This window comes from Nonomuraea guangzhouensis (assembly GCF_019396345.1).
Lineage (GTDB): Bacteria > Actinomycetota > Actinomycetes > Streptosporangiales > Streptosporangiaceae > Nonomuraea > Nonomuraea guangzhouensis.
This window is the reverse complement of the sequence record NZ_JAHKRM010000025.1, coordinates 180,123-196,652: the sequence shown is the minus strand read 5'-3', so window position 1 is coordinate 196,652 and position 16,530 is coordinate 180,123. Positions and strand designations below refer to the sequence as shown.

Here is a 16,530-nt window from a genome sequence, read left to right as displayed (position 1 = left end):
GAGTCCTGATTCTGGGGTCAGGCGGCGCTGATCGTCCAGCTCGCCGCGTGCTCGCCGCCGGGCTCCAGCACCACCACGTCGGTGCCGGAGTTGAACGCGTCGGGCGGGCAGGTCATCGGCTCCACCGCCACGCCCTCGTAGCCGAGCTGCCCGCTGGTGCAGACCTGCACCCACGGCAGCACGGCCGGGTCCCACGTCATGCGCACCCCGCCGACCCGGGCCTCCCCGGCCGCCAGCCCGGTGAACGCGTGGTCGATCACGTCGCCGTCGAGCGGCCGGGCCTGGCGGAAGTCGTACGGGGAGCCGGACACGTCGTCGAGGGAGCGGGGCAGCAGCCCCTCGTCGGTGACCAGCACCTTGGCGGCGGGCAGCTCCAGGTCGTCGCCGAGCAGCCAGGGGTGGGGGCCGCAGCCGTAGGGGGCGGCGGCGTCGCCTTCGTTGCGGGCGGTGACCGTGGTGGTCAGGCCCTGCTCGTCGAGCCGGTGCAGCACCCGCAAGGCCAGCGTGAACGGGTAGCCGGCCGTCGGGGTGATCGTGTGCGCCAGTCGTACGAACGCCTGCCGGCCCCCGACGGTCGGCAGCGCCTCGACCTGCCAGTCGACGCCCGACACCAGCCCGTGCAGGGCGTGGCCGCGCTCGGGCTCGCTCACCGCCAGCTCGTGCGTCCGCCCGCCGAACGGATAGCGGGCCCCGCCCACCCGGTTCGGCCAGGGGGCGAGGATCGTGCCCGCGAAATAGGGGACCGGGCCGGCGGCGGGCCAGCTCGTGATCAGGTCGCGTTCGCCGTGCCGGAGCGTCCTGAGTGCGGCGCCCCGCGGGCTGATCTGCGCGGTGTATCCGCCGGCGGCGAGCTGGGGCACGGAGAATCCTCTCTCAGGGGTCAGGCGAAGCATATCTCCTGGTCAAGCCGACTCCCGGCGCACCAGGTGGGTGTCGAGGATGACCACGGGCTGGCGGAGCACCTCGCCGTTGATGCGCGCCACCAGCAGCCGCGCCATCTGGCGGCCCATCTCCTCGGCCGGCTGGTGCATGGTGGTCAACGGCGGGTCGGTATGCATGGCGATCTTGGAATCGTCGAACCCCACCACCGCCACGTCACCCGGGATGGCCCGGCCCTCGGCCTTGAGCACCCGCATCGCCCCCACCGCCAGCGGGTCGGAGGCGGCGAACACGGCGTCGAGCTCCGGCTCGGCGGCCAGCAGCTCGCACATCGCCGCCGCGCCGCTCTCCTCGGAGAAGTCGCCGCCATAGGCCACCAGCTCCGGCGCGCCCGAGGTGCGCAGCGCGTCGTGGTAGCCGGCCAGCCGGTCGACGCCCACGCCCATGTCCTGCGATCCGGCGATCGTGGCGATGCGCCGCCGCCCGAGACCCTGCAGGTGCTTGACCGCCTGCCGGGCCCCGGCCCGGTTGTCCATGTCGACGTAGCTGTAGGGGGTGAGGCCGACGGGCCGGCCGCCCAGCACGGTCGGCACGCCCATCGCCTCCAGCCTGCCGGGCAGCGGGTCGGCGCCGTGCAGCGACAGGAGCAGCACGCCGTCGACGTGCTGCCCCGTCAGGTAGTGCTCCAGGCGTTCGTGCTCCTCCTGCGACTGGGCCATGGCCAGGATCAGCTGGAGGCCCGTCTCGGCCAGCGCCGAGCCGATGCCCCTGATGGTCCCGGCGAAGTAGGGCTCGTCGAAGACGCGCAGCTCGGACTCGGACACCACCAGCGCCACCGTGTCGGTGCGCCGGGTGACCAGGGCCCGCGCCGCCCGGTTGGGCACGTAGCCCAGCTCCTGGATGGCCTGCTGCACGGCGTCGCGGGCCTTCTCGCTCACATTGGGTGAGCCGTTGATGACTCTCGACACCGTGCCCCGGCCCACCCCGGCCAGCGCAGCCACTGCCTCAAGAGTCGGTCTGTTCATGGCGCCTATTCTGCCGGATGATCTCCGAGTACCAGAGGGCGCTGTCCTTGAGTACGCGCCGCTGGGTCTCGAAGTCCACGTGCACGAGGCCGAACCGCTTGCCGTAGCCCCATGCCCACTCGAAGTTGTCCATCAGCGACCAGGCGAAGTAGCCCTCCAGCGGCACCCCGGCGTCGATCGCGTCGCGGCAGGCGCGCAGGTGCGCGTCCAGGTAGTCCACGCGCTCGGCGTCGTGCACCCGGCCGTGCTCCAGGACGTCGTCGAAGGCCGCGCCGTTCTCGGAGACGACCATCGGGATCCCCGGATAGTCCCGCGCCACCCTGGACAGGACCTCCAGCAGGCCGCTCCGGTCGATCTCCCAGCCCATCGCGGTGACCGGCCGGCCGCCGTTGACGAACGACACGTGCTCGCTGCCGACCCAGGGCGAACCGGTGTCCGTGGGCGCCGCCGCCGCCGATGCTCTGCCGCCTGGTGCTCCCGAAACCGTGAAGCGGCTGTAGTAGTTGACGAGCAGCAGGTCGATCGGCGCCTTGATGGTCGCCATGTCGCCGTCCCTGATGAAGGACAGGTCCATGCCGAGGTCGTCGAGGACGTCCTGCGGATAGCGGCCGGTCATCAGCGCGTCGAGGAAGAACCGGTTCTGCAGCCCGTCGATGCGCCGTGCCGCGTCCTGGTCCGCCTCGCTGGCGGTGGCCGGGGTGATCGCGTAGAGGTTCACGCAGCCGCCGACCCGCCGCGCGCCCATCGCCTGTACGGACAGACCGTGGGCGAGGTTGAGATGGTGCGCGCCCCTGATCGCGTTCTCCGGCTCGCGCCGCCCCGGGGCGTGCTCGCCCGAGGCGTAGCCGAGGAACGCGGTGCACCATGGCTCGTTGACGGTGCTGAAGGTATGCACGTGGTCCTTCAGCGCTTCGTGGACGGTCGCCGCGTAGTCGGCGAAACAGTAGGCCGTGTCGCGGTTGGGCCAGCCGCCCCTGTCCTCCAGCGCCTGGGGCAGGTCCCAGTGATAGAGGGTCAGCCAGGGGTCGATGCCGTGCCCGCGCAGCTCGTCGGTGAGCCGCTTGTAGAAGTCGAGTCCCTTCTGGTTGATCCGCCCGGATCCGTCGGGCTGGATCCGCGGCCAGGAGACCGAGAAGCGGTAGGCGGACAGGCCCAGCTCCGCCATGATCCGGACGTCTTCCCGGTAGCGGTGGTAGTGGTCGATGGCCACGTCCGCGTTGTCCCCGTTGAGCACGCGGCCGGGAGTCTTGGTGAAGGTGTCCCAGATGGAGACGCCGCGCCCGTCCTCGTCGACCGCGCCCTCGATCTGGTACGCCGAGGTGGCCGCCCCGAACGCGAACCCCGTGGGGAACTGCAGCCCGGCACGCGTCTGTTCCTCTTGTGTCGTCACGCCTTGACCGCACCTTCCATGAGTCCGCCGACGATCTGGCGGCCGAATGCGACGAATACTGCGATGAGCGGAATGATGGACAGCGCCGTTCCCGCGAAGATCAAGGTGTAGTTCGTGGAGAACCTCGCGTTCAGCGACGTGATCGCGATCTGCACGGTCGGATTGTCCGGGGTCAGCACGATCAGTGGCCACATGAAGTCATTCCACATCAGCATGAACGTGTTGATCCCCAGCACCGCCATGCCCGGCCGCACGGCCGGCAGCACGACGTTCCACCAGATCCGCAGGGTGGCCGCGCCGTCGACCCTGGCCGCCTCGACCAGCTCCATCGGCACCGCCTGGCGGGTGTACTGGGCCATCAGGAACACCCCGAACCCGTTGAGCAGGTACGGCAAGATGACCGCTTTGAGGGTGCCTGTCCACTCCAGGCTCACCATCAGCCGGTAGAGCGGCACCACGCCCATCTGCTGCAGCGGCACGGCCATCGTCAGCAGGACGAGCAGCAGCAGCACGTTCCTGCCCTTGAACGTCAGGCTGGCGAAGGAGAAGCCGGCCAGCGTCGAGATGATGACCACCGAGACGGTGACGACGCTCGCCACGATGAACGAGTTGGTCAGGCCGAGCAGGAAGTGGGCGTCCTCGTTGTTCAGCACCGCGACGATGTTCTGGCCCAGGTTGCCGCCCGGCAGGAACGGCGGCGGCACCGCGACCGCGTCGGCGTTGGTGCGCGAGGCGATGACCAGCATCCAGTACAGCGGGAAGGCGGACAGCACGATGGCCACCGCCAGCATGACCCGGGTGATGAGGGTCGGTGACCAGTTGGTCATTTGGTGCCCCCGATCCGGCGCACGAACATGAAGTTGACCAGCGCTCCGATGAGGATGAGCAGGAACAGCAGCCAGGCCGCCGCGGCGGCGTAACCGTAGTCGAACTCGCGGAAGCCCTGCTTGACCACGAACATCGCCACCGTCTGGAACTGGCCCTGCGAACCGCCGTCGACGTTGCCGTTGTAGAACGTGGTCGGCTCGGAGAACAGCGTGAGCCCGCCGATCGTGGAGTTGAGCACCACGAAGATCATGGTCGGGCGGAGCATCGGCAGCGTGATCTGCCAGAACTGCCGCCGCCGCGAGGCGCCGTCGATCGCCGCGGCCTCGTACAGGTCGCGCGGGATCGTCTGCATCCCGGCCAGGAAGATGATCGCGTTGTAGCCGGTCCAGCGCCAGTCGACCATGGTGGCGATGGCCAGCCACGACGGGATCCGCTCGGCCCGCCAGTTGATGGCGTCCACGCCGAACCAGCTGAGGATCCAGTTGACCAGGCCCCAGTCACGGGCGAAGAGCTGGGTGAACACCACCGCCACCGCGACCACCGAGGTCACCAGCGGCAGCAGCACGCTCATCCGGATGGCCAGGCGCAGCCGGAGCCGCTTGTTCAGCGCGTTGGCCAGGAACAGCGCCAGCAGCAGCTGCGGGATGGTGGCCAGGAAGAAGATGCCGACCGTGTTGGTGACGGCGTTCCAGAAGTCCTCGTCGGCCAGCAGCTTGGCGTAGTTGCCCAGCCCGGTCCACTCCGTGGTCCCGGCCAGGTCGTAGTCGTAGAGCGAGTAGTAGAGCGTGAACGCCAGCGGGAAGAGCCCGAAGGCGGCGAACAGGATGAAGTACGGGGACACCAGGGTGTACGGCATCACCTTGACGTCCAGTCGGGAACGCCAGCGGCGGCCGGGCGGGTGGTGGCGGCTGGGCCGCACCGCCCGCGGGAGGGTGTCGATACTCATGAGTGACCTTTCGGCGGCAGTAGCCCGGCCCGCTTCGACGCGGGCCGGGCAGGGAGATCAGCCCGCGGCCTTCACCGCGTCGTCGACCAGCTGCTGCCAGGCCTTGCCGTAGGGGACCGAACCGTCGTCCATGCCCTGGATCACCGACTCGATGGCGTTCTTGACCTGGGCGTGCTTGACGCCGAGGAAGACCGGCTGCAGGCTCGCCGCCGACTTGGCGAAGATCTCGCCGATGGGAGCGTTGTTGAAGAACTCGTTCTTCGCGCTCTGCACGGCCGGGTCCTGCTGCGCCTTGGTGTTGCTCGGCATGTTGCCGAAGTCGGTGAAGATGCTCGCCTCGGTCTGCGCCTGGGTCAGGTAGTCGGCCACCGCCGCGGCTTCCTTCGGGTGCTTGCTCTGCTTCGGCACGGACAGCCAGGAGCCGCCCCAGTTGCCGCCGCCGCCGGGTACCGCGGCCACGTCCCACTTGCCCTTGCCGCCGTCGCCCGCGTTGCCGCTGACCACGCCGAGCATCCACGACGGGCAGCCGACCGTGGCGAACGCGCCCTTCTGGGTGCCCGCCGCCCACTCGTCGGTGAAGTTACGCAGCTTGGCGGTCAGGCCCTGCTGGCTCATCTTCGTGGCGAAGTCGAAGCCCGCCTTCACCGCCGGGTTCTTGTCGACGATGAGGTTGTTGTCCTTGTCGAAGTAGGTGACGTTGCCGTTCTTGGCCGCCTCCTGGTACAGGACCACCTGGTAGAGCGTGTTCGTTCCGTCGGCGAACTTGGTGTCCTTCGCCTTCGCCTGGAACTGCTGGCCGACCTTCATGAAGGCGTCCCAAGTGGGCCACAAGGCGCTGACCTTGTCCCGCTCGCTGGGCAGCCCGGCCTTCTTGAACAGGTCCGAGCGGTAGCAGATGCTCATGCCGCCGATGTCGGTGCCCAGGCCGAACAGCTTGCCGTCGGCGGTGGTGCCGTTCTCCCACTTCCAAGCGGGGAAGTCCGCCTTGCGGGACTCCAGGCCGTATTCCTTCAGGTCGGCCCACCACTCGGGGTGCGCTTTGGCCAGGCCCATGCCACCTTCGTCGATGCCGACCACGTCGCCCGCGCCGTTGCCGGCCTGCAACCACTGGATCATCTGCGGCCAGTACTGCTGCTCGAACTGGTCGGTGAGGTGCTCTTCCTTGATCTGGACGTCCTTGTGCTCGGCGTTCCACTTCGTGATGGCGTTCTTGTAGCCGAAGTTCGAGCCGCCGCCGAAAGTCTGCACCCGGATCGTCACCGGTTCGGCGGCCGCGGAGGAGGCAGGTGCGTTGCTGGCTGCCGGAGTGCCACCGGAGCTGCAAGATGCGACGGTCAGCGCCGCCGCGGCCAGGGCCGAAGCCGCGGCGAGACCGCCGCGACGGTTGCGGATCATCATGGTGGACCCCTTCTCGGGTGAATGGGTGGGGAGGTGCACCGCGGCACACGCTCCGGGCCGCGGTGGGAAGTCCTTGGGAGCGCTCCCACAAAGGGTGCACTTGCGGCTCTTGCCCGTCAATGCGCTGAAACGCAACCGTTACCTATGGGGCTATTTCTCGGTTTAGAAAGAGATTTTTCGGGATGAACGGCACAAAGGGCCGTTTGGGAGCGCTCCCATCACAAGGGACTCGTTTGTGTTTGCTTTCCGGGCATGTCGCCCACCCACTGCGGGCTTTTCTCGTGGTCGCGCCCGTAGTCACGACGGTCGTACGGCGTGCCGGGGCGGGTCAGCAGGCGGCGGCGCGTTCCCGGAGCAGGGCGCGCTCCCGGCTGTTGCGGGTCATCACCGCCGCCCGCTCGAACTCGGCCCGCGCCTCATCCGGCCGCCCCAGCTTGACGAGCAGATCCCCGCGTACGCTCGGCAGCAGGTGGTAGCCCTTGAGCGCCGGTTCGTCGACGAGCTGGTCCACCAGCTCCAGCCCGACCGCCGGGCCGTAGGCCATGGCGAGCGCGACCGCCCGGTTGAGCTCGACGACCGGCGACCGCGACATCCGCGCCAGCGCCTCATAAAGGGTGGCGATGGCCCGCCAGTCGGTCTCCTCGGCGGTGAGTGCCCGCGCGTGACAGGCGGCGATGGCGGCCTGCAGCACGTACGGGCCGAGCTCGCCATCGAGGTCCTCGGCCCGCTGGAGCGCATCCAGGCCACGGCGGACGAGCAGGCGGTCCCAGCGGCTCCGGTTCTGTTCTAGCAGCAGGATCGGCTCGCCGGACGGGCCCACCCGGGCCGCCGCGCGCGACGCCTGGATCTCCATCAGCGCGACCAGGCCGTGCACCTCGGGCTCCTTGGGCATCAGCCCGGCCAGCACCCGGCCAAGCCGCAGCGCGTCCGCGCAGAGCCCCGGCCGCATCCAGTCGTCACCGGCCGTGGCCGAGTAGCCCTCGTTGAAGATCAGGTAGATGACCTCCAGGACGGACGACAGGCGGCCGGCGAGCTCCTCGCCCCGCGGCACCTCGAACGGCACCTGCTTGTCGGCCAGCGTCCGCTTGGCGCGGACGATCCGCTGCGCCACCGTCGGCTCCGGGACCAGGAACGCCCTGGCGATCTCGTCGGTGCTCAGCCCACCGAGCATCCGCAGCGTGAGCGCCACCCGCGCCTCGGTGGACAGCACCGGATGGCACGCCGTGAACACCAGCCGCAGCAGGTCGTCCTCGATCTCGTCCAGGCCGGGCGGCTCGTCCTCGGCGCCCGGCTCGGCCAGCTCGCGGCCGATCTCGGTCAGTTTGCGCGCGTAGCGTTCCTGGCGGCGCAGCAGGTCGATGGCGCGGCGCTTGGCGACGGTCATGAGCCAGGCCCCGGGATTGCGCGGCACGCCCGACTCCGGCCACTGCTCCAGCGCCGCGACCAGCGCGTCCTGGGCCAGCTCCTCGGCCAGACCGAGGTCACGCACCAGCCCGGTCAGGCCGGCGATGAGCCGCGCCGCCTCCATCCGCCAGACCGTCTCGATCGCCCGGTGCGCATCGGAAGCCATCACCTGGTCATAAGACCAGCCGCCCAAAGATCACGCAAGCCGGGCGCGGAGGCCGGCGGTCGCTAATCTTCGGCGGATCCCAGCAGCCGCTCCCGCAACGCCGCCTCGCGTTCGGCCGCCTCGGGGCTCATCGACGCGTCCGGCAGATCGGCCGCGTCGAACACCTGCCAGACGTCCAGCCCGATCCCCTCGTGCCCACCGGGCACAGGCACCCGCAGCGCCCACGCGATGGCCTCTTCCCGGGACTTGACCTGGATCAGCCAGAACCCGGCGATCAGCTCCTTGGCCTCGGCGAACGGACCGTCGAGCACCGTCGCCTTGCCGTCCTTGGAGTAGGCGATCTGCGCCCCGTGGGAGCTGGGATACAGTCCCTCGGCCGCCAGCAGCACCCCCGCCTTGGCCAGGCTCTCGTTGTAGGCGCCCATCGCGTCGACGAGCTCCTGGCTGGGCAGTGCCCCGGCCTCGGTCGCCTCGTTGGCCTTCCCTACGATCATGAACTTCATGACCCGCCTCCTTCACTCTCGCGAACGCGTCGAACAATCAGACCCCGAATCGACACGTACGCGGAATTCTTTACCAAGAGGCGTACACAAAGATCTCCCCGCGAAGCCGTGGCCTCGCGGGGAGATCGGTCTTGCGTCAGATGTGCTCGGCGGGGTTCGCCGGAAGGTAGAAGTTCCAGCTGCCGTGCCCCTCATGGGCGCCACCCGCGGGGCAGTGCCCGTTGTCGGGGCGACCGTTCCACCAAAGGGTGTAGCACTTGTTGCAGAACCGCCAGTTGTCCTGCTGGGTCGTCGGTGACATGTCCCCTCCTGCGGTATCGAGCACCGGCGCGTTGTCCGGTCATCGCCAGTGTTGGAGGTGGCGGGCGGACCCGTACATCCCCAAACTTGGGGGGTTACGGCCGGATAATGCGGTGTTCGGTGGAACGTGATGGCCTTTCGGGTGTTCCGAAGCAGCACGCCAGGGAGGACGCCGACGAGCGCGCGCCCAAAGGACGCGCGCTCGTCGACAGCGAAGCTTGTGGGGGAGAGGAGGGGAGGGGCGGACCGGAGGGCTCGGGGGAGTAGCCGTCAGCCGGTGTAGTTCGGGTATCCGTAGCCGACCACCTGGGACGTCGGCCGGACGCGCTGGGCGACCGTGCCGTTGCCGGTGTTGCCCTCGATCGTGGAGATCGTCCCGTTGTGGTTGTCCTTGACGACGAACCCGACGTGCTGGATGTCGTCCAGGCTCTTGCTGCCGCTCCACGAGAAGAACACCACGGCGCCCGGCTTCGGGGCCTGGCCCCAGCGGTGGTTCTTGGCGAACCAGCGGGCGTGCTCGACGGTGTAGGCGTCCCAGCCGACCATGCTGCGCGCGCCGGTGTGCGCGCCGACCCACGAGACGAACATCGAGCACCAGGCGGCGTTCAGGTACTCCTGCCGGCTGCCGCCGTCACGCTTGACGGTCTCCAGGGCGCGCGGCGAGTTCATGTACCACTTCTGGAACTTGGTGCCGCCGCCCGCGGCGTCCTCGGAGGTGCCGACCTGGGCCTTGGCCAGGGCCAGGACCTGCGCGGCCGAGATCTTGGCCTTGGCCTGAACGTTGGTCTCCGGGTGGTCCGCGTGGGCGGCGGCGTACTGCTGTGTGCCCGAACCGAGGGTCTCCGCGTGGGCGGTGGACTGCCCGCCGATGGCGGCGGCCGCGACGGCCACACCGAGGGCGGCCTGAGCGAAGGTCAGTTTGGGGACACGGGTAAGACGACTCATGGCCATCGAGGGGGTTGCTCCTTGCTTCCATGCCGCTTACCGGGTTAGCTGACGGGTTCGGGCGTGGAAGCTGCCCTACGGCACTGACGTGCCGATTCACCCCAAAGGACATGGGTCCCCGGTTCCGCGTGAGGCGGATTCAGCGGTCACAGGACGATCCTGTGATGCTTGTGCGATGGTCAGGCAACGAACCGGACAAACAGGTACGTATGCCTTAGATGTCGTACAAGGTAATACATGGGGCAAGAGGATTACAAATAGCAAAACTACAGGTCAGGAGAGTTGCCCCCTTGCGTCCGCCAGAAGCCCCATCATGGCAAGGCTTTCGTCAAGTGGCATGATCGCGGATTCTTTACTTCCCTGGGCCACGGCGGCCCGCACCTCGCGGACTTCGCCGGCGTATCCGTTGTCCGCCGGATCGAGCACGAGCTCCTCCGTCTCCATCGACGGCCCGCTCAGCACGACCCGCTCCGGCGCCCAGAACGGCGCCTTGATGTCGGCGCGCATGCCGGTCCCCACGACGTAGGCGTCGTTCGCGTACGGGCCCAGCAGCGAGCACTCCACCAGAGCCCGCCGGCCGCCCGGATAGACCAGCACCCCGCCCGCCTCCGCGTCCACCCCCGAGGGCGCCAGCGAGCCCGTGACGTGCGCCCGTTCCGGCATTCCGAGCAGGAGCTGGGCCAGCCCGAACGAGTAGACGCCCAGGTCGAGCAGGGCCCCGCCGCCCAGCTCCGGCGCCCACAGCCGGTGCGCGGGGTCGTACGGCGACCTGAAGCCGAACGACGCCTGCACCGAGCGGATCTCCTCGAACCGGGGATCGGCGGCCACCTGCTGAATCAGCGGGTTGAACCGCATCCACATGGCCTCCATCAGGAAGACCCCGGCCTCGCGCGCGAGGCGGACCATCCGCTCCGCGTCGGCGATGGACGCGGCGAGCGGCTTCTCGCACAGCACCGCCTTGCCCGCCGCGATCGCCGCCTCGGCCACCTCCAGGTGCTGGGCGTGCGGGGTCGCCACGTAGACCGCGTCGACGGCGGGGTCGGCGCACAACTGCTCGTACGAGCCGTACGCCGACTCGGCGCCCAGTTCCGAGGCCAGCGCCTGTGCGCGGCCGAGGTCGCGGGAGCCGACGGCGGCCACCCGCATCCCCGGCTCGGCCGCGATGACGGTGCCGACCCTCTTGGCGATGACACCCGTGGCCGCGATACCCCATGCGAAATTCTTCATGGGGGGAGATCGTAGGGAATCAACCCATCCAGTGGAAAGTGTCCGGGTCGGGGCCGATGCGGCCGTCTGTCGTGTTCATGGCGCCGATCGCGGTCATGTCCTCGGCGTCGAGGACGAAGTCGAACACCCCGAAGTTCTCCTTGATCCGGGCCGGCGTGACCGACTTGGGGATCACCACGTTGCCGAGCTGGATGTGCCAGCGCAGCACGATCTGCGCGGGCGTCTTGCCGTACTTCTCCGACAGCACGGCCAGCGCCGGGTCGCCGAGCAGGCCCTGGCCCTGCCCCAGGGGGCTCCACGCCTCGGTGAGGATGCCGTTGGCCTCGTGGAACTCCCGCATCCGCCGTTGCTGGAAGTACGGGTGCAGCTCGATCTGGTTGATGGACGGCGTGATCTCCGCCTCGTCGATCACCCGGGTGAGCGTCTCGACGGTGAAGTTGGACACGCCGATCGCCTTGGCGCGCCCCTGACGGTAGATCTTCTCGAGGCTGCGCCACGCCTGCAGGTACGTGCCGTGCTCCGGCAACGGCCAGTGGATCAGATAGAGGTCCACGTAGTCGAGCCCGAGCCGCGACAGGCTCTCGTCGAACGCCTCCTCGGCCCGGCCGTGGTCGGGATTGAAGAGCTTGGTGGTGACGAACAGCTTCTCGCGCGGGATCCCCGAGGCGCGTACGGCGCGGCCGACGCCCTCCTCGTTCCCGTAGGCGCTGGCGGTGTCGACGTGGCGGTAACCGACCTCCAGGGCGGTCGTCACGACCTGCTCGGCCACGTCGCTCGGCACCTGCCAGACGCCGAATCCGAGCTGCGGCACCTGTACGCCGTCCGTATTGAGTAGTAGCGAGTTCATGGTCTCCATTGTTCACGTGTCGTTTCTGACGGCTTAAGCCGGGCGGGCTAGCTTGAAGCGGTCGTGAACGGGCCATCACCGCGCGGGGAGAACAGAGTGGGCAAACAGGCGTCGGCCTGGGTGGAGTCCCCGCTCCAGATGCTGTGCGCCATCGAGGCCCACCGCGCTGGGCTGCTCGGGCCGGTCACCGCCGTCGTCCCGCGCGCCGGTCTGCGGGCGTTGAAGGCCACCCGCCGGGCGCTGTCCGACCTGGCGTTGCCCGAGGGGCTGGAGCTGGCCGAGCCGCGCGAGCGCATGCCGCGCTCGCCGCACGCCGTCGGCGACGCCTTCTCCGGCCGGGTTCAGCTCCGCTGGCTCGTGTCCCATCCGGGCCGCATCGTGATCGTCGACGACGGGCTGGCCACGCTCCGGCTGCTCGAACTGCTGGCCGCCGGGCCGTACAAGCCGCTGTTGCGGGCGCGGGCGCGTCCGGGGAAGCTGCGTGCGGCGCTGGGGCTGGCGGCGGCGATCAGGCTGCGCGCGAGCCGGGTGTCGGTCTTCACCGCGCTGCCGGTCTCCGACGAGCTGGCGCTGGCCGTCCGCGCGGCGGGCGTCGACCTGGTCCGCCACGACTTCGGGTGGCTGCGTGAGCAGCCGCTGGGCGGTCCCGGACCGGTCGAGCGGACCGTCGTGCTCGGCACCTCCCTGATCAGGAACGGGCTGGTGCGCCGCGACCGCTACCTGAGCTGGCTGACGGACCTGGCCGCCGAGGAGCCGCTCGCCTACTTCCCGCACCGCCGCGAGGACCCCGCGGACGTGGCGCTCATCCGCGAGCGGCCCGAGATCACCGTGTACGACGCCGGCGTGCCCGCCGAGCTGACGCTGCGCGGCCTCGATCCCAGCCAGCGGGTGCTCAGCCTGCCGTCCACCGCGATCAGCTCGCTGCGGGTGCTGCTCACGCCGCGCGGCGTCGCGGTCGAGCCGGTGGACGTACCGGACGATTGGTGGACCAGCAGGGCGGCTCCCGCCCTGCGTTCGCATCTGACCGGCGTGGCCGGGTGACCGGCGTCAACCCTTGTCTGACCGGAGCGGCCGGATGACCGGCGGCAACCCCTCCCTGATGGGAACAACCGGGTGACCATCGTCAACCCGTATTCGACTGGAGTGACCGCGTGAGAGTGCTGGCCGTGGCCGACTCCGACTCGTACCTGAAGTGGGCGGCCTGCCTGCTCGGCGACCTGCCTCCCGGCTGTGAGACGGAGCTCGTGGTGGTGCGCACGCCGATCGCGCCGTCGCCCGAGCAGATCGCCGCCGCCGTGGGCGACCGTCCCACGCCGCCGCTGATGTCGGCGCGGGCGGTGCGGCGGCTGGCCGAACGTACCCGGCCGGACGCGATCATCGTGGCCTGTACGGGGCCGGTCGTGGACGTGCTGGTGGCCGAGGCGTTCGCCGGGCTGCGGTCGCGGCCGGTGTTCGTGACCGGGCTGCCGGGCATCTCGGTGCCCGCGACGGAGAAGGCGTGGCTGTTCCGCAGCGGCTGCGACCTGTTCGTGGTGCACAGCGAGCGGGAGGTGGCCGAGTTCGGCGGGATCGCCGCCGAGCTCGGCGGGGGAGGGGCGGTCGGGCTGGCCCGGCTGCCGTTCCTGCGCCCGCGGGCCGTGCGCGGCGGCGGGAACCGGGTGGTGTTCGCCACCCAGGCCAAGGTGCCGCGCGAGCGCGAGGACCGCGAACGCATCCTGCTGTCACTGGCCGAGCTGGCCGCCGGCCGGCCGGACCTGGACGTGGTGGTGAAGCTGCGCGCCCTGGAGGACGAACGGCAGACGCACAACGAACGCCACCACTACCAGCGGCTCTGGCGCGAGCTCGGCGAGCCGGGGCGGGTGGCGTTCGAGGCGGGCTCGATGCACGACCAGCTCGCTCAGGCGGCCGGGTTCGTGACGGTCAGCTCGACGGCGGCGCTGGAGGCCATCGCGCAGGACGTGCCGCTGCTGGTGCTGAGCGACTTCGGCGTGAGCGCGGAGATGATCAACCTGGTGTTCGAGGGCAGCGGGCTGCTGGGCACGCTCGACGAGCTGGCCACGGGCGGGTTCCGCGCCGCCGACGCCGGGTGGTGCTCGGCCAACTACTTCCACCCGGTGGATCGCAACAACTGGGCAGGGCTGCTGGGCGGCCTGGTGACCGGCGGCCCCCGGGTCCCGGCCAGGTCACTGCTCGACGGGCCCGACCACGCCGCCGCCCGCCGCCGCGCCAGGATGCGCCTGGACGTGCACCCCACCGTGCTGCGCGCCGGCTACCGGGCCAAGCGGCGGATGCGCCGGTATCTGCGGGCGCTGTCCTAAGGGAGTGCCCCCCGAAAGGGAGTGCCCCCCGAAAGGGGAGTGCCCCCGAGAGGGGAGTGCCCTCCGAGAGGGGCGGGGCGCCGAGAGGGGTGGCGCCGCAGGACAGGGGCGCCGCCCGCCCCTGCCGGGTGGCGCCCCTCAGATGGCTGATTTGATCTTCCGCCGCAGCCGGGTCAGCGCGGTGGGCTTGGCCGTCAGGCCGAGGGTCTCCAGCCGCTTGCGCTTGAAGTAGCGCGGGTCGAAGTCGAAGTCCACCGGCCGCAGCTCCGGATACGTCTCCGCCTGCATGCAGTAGCCCACCGCCCGCACCAGCTCCCGCAGGTAGCCGCGCGGCGCCGGCTCGATCGTGCCGTCCACCGACATGCGGGGCAGCAGCGCGTCGACGATCGTGGCGGGCACCCGGTTGCTGTTCTCGTACGGGGCCAGCCGCTCCAGCACCAGCTCGGTGCCGTACGAGGCCACCGGCAGCCCGAAGAACCGCCCGGCCGTGACCAGACCGGTCGAGAAACAGCCCACGACCAGCTCCGGCCGGAGCGCCGAGAAGCACACCTCGGCGGGGACACTCTCGTCGGCCACCGTCAGCCGTACGTTCAGCGGTTCGGCGGCGGCCCTGAGCAGCTGGGCGTGCCTGCGGCCGGCCGCCGGGTGCGGCTTGAACACCACGCTCGAGAAGCCGCGGGCGACCAGGCCGCGCAGCATCGACTCGTGCAGCGCCGCCTCCTCCTCCGGCGTGACGATCTCCAGCGCCGACAGGTACTGCCCGAGGATCATCGCCTGCCCGGCCAGCATGTCGGGCGCGGTCGTCGCCACCTGCCGGAGCACCGACAGGAACGCCTCGTCCGGCAGGAGCGCGGCCGGCACGTCGTACTCGCTCAGTAAGAGCGGCTCCAGCCCCGGCACGAGGTCCAGGTGCAGCAGGCGGGTGATGCGGCGGAAGATCTCGGCGGGCAGCGGGTCGCGCGTCGGGCCGTAGCTCATCAGGCCGTCGGAGTAGACGGTGATCGGGCAGTCGCGCACCAGCCCCGCGATCGTCCGGGCGGGCGGCACCGCGATCGACTCCAGCACCAGCTCGGTCACGTCGTCGAGCGCGAGCTGGGCGCGGATCAGCCGCTCCATCATCGGCACCTCGATGACGCGGGCCTTCCACTCCGACGGGTGCAGCGGCGCGATCAGCTCGTTCCACGAGTGGATCACGTCGAAGCGGGAGCGCAGCACCGCGAAGCCCGGTGTCCGGTCCAGGGGGACGGTCACCTCGGGGACCGCCGCGTTGTTCGACACGATGAGGACCCTGCGCCCCTCGGCGAACCGGCCGTCGTCGATCCCGGCCGCCAGCGACATCGCCCCGAACAGCGTCGAGGCGTAGAAGACCGTGGTCATGAGTCCTCCCGTTCACGGCGGAGCCGGACGTGGGGGCTTGGGGGGAGGTAGGGCAGCAGCGCCCGCAGCGTGGCCTCGCGGTCCACGGACATGCGCGCCACCGCGTCCACCACCAGGGCGGCGGGCAGCGCCCGTACCATTTCCGCGCCGCGCTCCTCGAAGCGGGCGCGCAACTGCGGGGTGAAGCGGTCGGCGATCTCCAGGTGGTGCGCGAGCAGCGCGCAGAAGTTGCGTACGGCCTTCGGCAGGAACTCCTCCTCAAGGTCCTTGAACACCAGCTCGAAGGCGTCGAAGAAGTGCAGCTGCCGTTCGTCGCCCACCCGCGTGAGCGACCCCGACACCATCCGCCGGTAGAACACCCCGGCCAGCGACACCACCGCGAACGAGGCCGCCTCCCGGTGCAGCCGCCAGATCCACGGGCGGTCCTCGGCGGTGTGCAGCGAGCCGGGGAAGTGCAGCAGGTCCTGCAGCGAGCGCCGGTAGACGCCGGCCCACGCGTAGGGGTAGTCGACCATGGTCCGCACGTTCGCGGGCAGGATCGCCTCCCGGGGGTTGAGCACCGCGCCCCGCCGCGCCAGCGGGGCGCGGTGCACGACCCGCTTACGGCCCTCGACCTGCACGTGGTCGGCGCGTACGAAGTCGCAGCCGAGCCCGTCGATGGCCGCGACGAGCTGGGGCAGGTAGCCGGGGGCGAGCCAGTCGTCCCCGTCCATGAACGTGACGTACCGCCCCGAGGCGGCCGACAGCCCGGTGTTGCGGGCGTCCGCGAGGCCGACCGGCGCCGGGTTGCGCAGCACGGCAAGACCGGGCAGGTCGGCGCGGAAGTCCTCGACGATGTCGCCGGTGGCGTCCACCGACCCGTCGTCGACCACGATGAACTCGAAGTCGCGCCGGGCGTTGCGGCAGAGCGAGGAGAGCGCGTCGGCGATGAAACGCTCGCCGTCACGCACAGGAACGATGACGGACAGAGTGATCAA

The 16,530-nt window shown here is 70.2% G+C and carries 16 protein-coding genes and 1 riboswitch; of the genes, 2 read left to right on the top strand and 14 right to left on the bottom strand.

Translation table 11 applies throughout. From position 1 onward, the window contains the following. Positions 1-17: 17 nt before the first annotated feature. The 12 genes from KME78_RS42910 to KME78_RS42855 form a co-directional block, all read right to left on the bottom strand. Positions 18-860, bottom strand: a complete 843-nt coding sequence (locus KME78_RS42910) for an aldose 1-epimerase family protein (RefSeq protein ID WP_308127345.1) — start codon at positions 858-860, stop codon at positions 18-20. 42 nt (positions 861-902) lie between these two features. Next, a complete protein-coding gene (locus KME78_RS42905) occupies positions 903-1,904 on the bottom strand; it encodes a LacI family DNA-binding transcriptional regulator (protein WP_219535273.1) in 1,002 nt (333 codons plus the stop codon). After that, a complete protein-coding gene (locus KME78_RS42900; RefSeq protein WP_219535272.1) occupies positions 1,885-3,294 on the bottom strand; it encodes a GH1 family beta-glucosidase in 1,410 nt (469 codons plus the stop codon). Before KME78_RS42900 ends, KME78_RS42905 begins: the two co-directional genes overlap by 20 nt. After that, the gene (locus KME78_RS42895; RefSeq protein ID WP_219535271.1) at positions 3,291-4,121 is read right to left on the bottom strand and encodes a carbohydrate ABC transporter permease; all 831 of its coding nucleotides are present in this window, start codon (positions 4,119-4,121) and stop codon (positions 3,291-3,293) included. The genes KME78_RS42900 and KME78_RS42895 overlap by 4 nt, the downstream gene beginning before the upstream one ends. Further along, positions 4,118-5,068 (bottom strand): carbohydrate ABC transporter permease, encoded by a 951-nt coding sequence (locus tag KME78_RS42890; protein ID WP_219535269.1) that lies wholly within the window; start codon positions 5,066-5,068, stop codon positions 4,118-4,120. The genes KME78_RS42895 and KME78_RS42890 overlap by 4 nt, the downstream gene beginning before the upstream one ends. Positions 5,069-5,125: 57 nt before the next feature. Then, positions 5,126-6,466: an ABC transporter substrate-binding protein gene (locus KME78_RS42885; protein ID WP_219535268.1), complete on the bottom strand. Its 1,341-nt coding sequence runs from the start codon at positions 6,464-6,466 to the stop codon at positions 5,126-5,128. 328 nt (positions 6,467-6,794) lie between these two features. After that, a complete protein-coding gene (locus tag KME78_RS42880) occupies positions 6,795-8,036 on the bottom strand; it encodes an RNA polymerase sigma factor (protein WP_219535267.1) in 1,242 nt (413 codons plus the stop codon). Between the two features lie 62 nt (positions 8,037-8,098). Continuing rightward, positions 8,099-8,539 (bottom strand): YciI family protein, encoded by a 441-nt coding sequence (locus KME78_RS42875; RefSeq protein ID WP_219535265.1) that lies wholly within the window; start codon positions 8,537-8,539, stop codon positions 8,099-8,101. Positions 8,540-8,675: 136 nt separating this feature from the next. Further along, on the bottom strand, positions 8,676-8,840 hold the full coding sequence (locus KME78_RS42870; protein WP_214641500.1) for a hypothetical protein: 165 nt from the start codon (positions 8,838-8,840) through the stop codon (positions 8,676-8,678). A gap of 269 nt (positions 8,841-9,109) precedes the next feature. After that, positions 9,110-9,790, bottom strand: a complete 681-nt coding sequence (locus KME78_RS42865) for a CHAP domain-containing protein (protein ID WP_219535264.1) — start codon at positions 9,788-9,790, stop codon at positions 9,110-9,112. A 12-nt stretch (positions 9,791-9,802) separates the two neighbouring features. Then, a riboswitch (cyclic di-AMP (ydaO/yuaA leader) is annotated at positions 9,803-9,939 on the bottom strand. A 118-nt stretch (positions 9,940-10,057) separates the two neighbouring features. After that, complete coding sequence (locus KME78_RS42860) at positions 10,058-11,011, bottom strand: Gfo/Idh/MocA family protein (RefSeq protein WP_219535263.1); 954 nt, start codon at positions 11,009-11,011, stop codon at positions 10,058-10,060. Between the two features lie 19 nt (positions 11,012-11,030). Continuing rightward, the gene (locus tag KME78_RS42855; protein ID WP_219535261.1) at positions 11,031-11,858 is read right to left on the bottom strand and encodes an aldo/keto reductase; all 828 of its coding nucleotides are present in this window, start codon (positions 11,856-11,858) and stop codon (positions 11,031-11,033) included. A gap of 96 nt (positions 11,859-11,954) precedes the next feature. Here KME78_RS42855 and KME78_RS42850 point away from each other — a divergent pair, with 96 nt between their 5' ends. Then, positions 11,955-12,899 carry a hypothetical protein gene (locus KME78_RS42850; protein WP_308127344.1) on the top strand — a complete coding sequence of 315 codons (945 nt, stop codon included), beginning with the start codon at positions 11,955-11,957 and terminating at the stop codon, positions 12,897-12,899. Positions 12,900-13,009: 110 nt separating this feature from the next. Further along, positions 13,010-14,176, top strand: coding sequence for a DUF6716 putative glycosyltransferase (locus KME78_RS42845; RefSeq protein ID WP_219535259.1), 1,167 nt, complete (start codon positions 13,010-13,012; stop codon positions 14,174-14,176). Between the two features lie 138 nt (positions 14,177-14,314). Here the strand turns inward: KME78_RS42845 and KME78_RS42840 are convergent, their stop codons facing one another. Then, positions 14,315-15,553 carry an alpha-2,8-polysialyltransferase family protein gene (locus KME78_RS42840; protein ID WP_219535258.1) on the bottom strand — a complete coding sequence of 413 codons (1,239 nt, stop codon included), beginning with the start codon at positions 15,551-15,553 and terminating at the stop codon, positions 14,315-14,317. Beyond that, complete coding sequence (locus KME78_RS42835; protein ID WP_219535256.1) at positions 15,550-16,530, bottom strand: glycosyltransferase family 2 protein; 981 nt, start codon at positions 16,528-16,530, stop codon at positions 15,550-15,552. Before KME78_RS42835 ends, KME78_RS42840 begins: the two co-directional genes overlap by 4 nt.